This window comes from Okeania sp., from assembly GCF_983059655.1.
This window is the reverse complement of sequence record NZ_CEZPJD010000381.1, coordinates 1-2169: the sequence shown is the minus strand read 5'-3', so window position 1 is coordinate 2169 and position 2169 is coordinate 1. Positions and strand designations below refer to the sequence as shown.

Annotated in this window: 1 protein-coding gene; it reads left to right on the top strand. The window is 40.4% G+C overall.

Translation table 11 applies throughout. The features are described 5' to 3' along the window. The coding region (locus AC3DU7_RS19795; protein ID WP_488041029.1) for a translocation/assembly module TamB domain-containing protein at positions 1 to 2169 on the top strand (2169 nt) is incomplete at both ends.

Below are 2169 nucleotides of genomic sequence, written 5' to 3'. Positions count from 1 at the left end.
CAATTTCGACCCCAAATTTGCTGGCAACCTAAAAATTGAAAAAGGTGAAGCTCAAGATATTTTGACTGCACTCCAATGGTTTAACTTAGAAGACATTGGGCGAGGTATCGCAACTCCAAATTATGCCAACGCTGAAGACGTGCAACCAGTTGCAGTAGGTTTTCCAGAAAATACACCAGTAATTTCCCAACTGCGTCGGTTTGCCGAAATTCAAGCTTTGCTCGAACAACAGCAAAAAAGTCAACAACCAAATACTCCCATATCAATACCACCTCTTGCCAGTCTAGATATAACTTTTGATGCAGAAGTAGCAGCAGAAGGATCTTTACAGTCTGGTGTTGACGGCAAATTTGATATCAACGGTAGTGACTGGAATTGGGGACCTTACAAAATCGATAAATTTCTCGTACAGGGTCAATATGAAAACGAAGTGCTGACAGTCAAACCACTAGAAGTACAAGTAGGAGAAACATTATTAGCATTTAATGGAGATTTAAGTCCAGAAAACCAGACTGGGAAATTACGATTAGAAAATATAAATTTAGAGGAAGTACAGAAATTTGCCCAAAATTATATACCACCGAACATCAATATTACAGGAAAATTGAATGCCGAAACAGAAATAGGAGGAAATTTTGAAGACCCCAGAGCTATAGGCAAAATCAATATAGTAGACGGTACCTTAAACGAAACACCTATTGAAAAAGCACAAACAGAATTTAGTTACAACACCGGACGTCTGCGTTTTGGTGGAGGTATTTCTATAATTGGAGACCCAATTTTGTATAGAGGTGATATACCCATTGACTTACCCTTTGCTCAAGTTTCCGCAGGCAGCGATCTAATTAACGTCAGCGTCAATATCAAAAATGATGCGTTACAGATAGTTAATATTTTGACCGACCAGGTAACATTAAACTCTGGTCAAGGAGATATATTATTGCAGGTCAAAGGAACATTACAACAACCACAACCAGAAGGATATGCTAAATTTGCAGACATGAGTATAACAGCAGCAGCATTTCCCCAACCTCTCACAGACCTAAAAGGTACAGTTTTATTTCAGAGCGATCGTATTGAAGTAAAAGAACTTCAAGGAATTCTCAGTGACGGTAAAGTTGAAGTCATTGGGGTTTTACCAATTTTTCAACCCTTTGGCAGTCAAGAAGCAGATATAAATAACCCCCTGATAATTACATTAGACCGACTCAATATAAACTTTCAACGAGTTTTTCAAGCTGGTATTGATGGAAAAGTCCTGATTACAGGTGCAGCTTTGCAACCAGAAATAGGCGGTAACGTTGAAGTCTCTCAAGGTAGAATATTTTTGAATCAGGCAGCAGGTTTTGCAGCAGCAGCAGGCAATGGAGAAAATGCACCTGGTTTTGGTATGGAAGATTTTGAGGTGAGTCTAAATAATTTTCAGGTGACTCTAAGCGATCGCCTACGGATGATTAGTCCTGGACTCGCTAACTTTGAAGTGGCAGGTGGTTTACTGATAAACGGCACCCTCAGCGATATTCGTCCCAGCGGTAAGATCGACCTGGCAGCAGGGTCAATTAATCTATTTACTACAGAATTGCGTTTAGACCCTAACTATAACAACACAGCTACCTTTACCCCAATTAATGGACTTGACCCCATTGTAGACGTACAGCTTTTAGCATCAGCTTTTGAGACCAACCGCTCATCATCCCCATCATCACCATTATCATCCGAGACGATAGACGCTCCATCACCAGGCACCCTGAATAGTAGTCAGAAAGTTAGAATTATGGCAACAGCAAAAGGACCTCTATCAGAATTAGAAAATAACCTAGAGTTGACTAGCTCTCCAAGGCGATCGGAAATACAAATAGTCAGTTTGTTGGGCGGTAATATTATTGATACCCTTAGTGAAGATAGGAATTTAGCATTAGCGAATGTAGCAAGTACTACCATTCTTGCTAACTTACAGCAGGATATTGTTGCAGCGACTGGGTTAAGTGAATTTCGGATATTTCCTGCAAGTATTCCTAAACGTGGAGCGCGACGTGCTTCCTCTTTGGGTTGGGGTTTGGAGGTAGGTGTTGACGTGACAAATCAATTAGGAGTATCCATGACTAGACTTTTTGGTGCCAATGAACCAACGGAATTTTCTCTGCGTTATCAAGTTAATGATGAAGTACG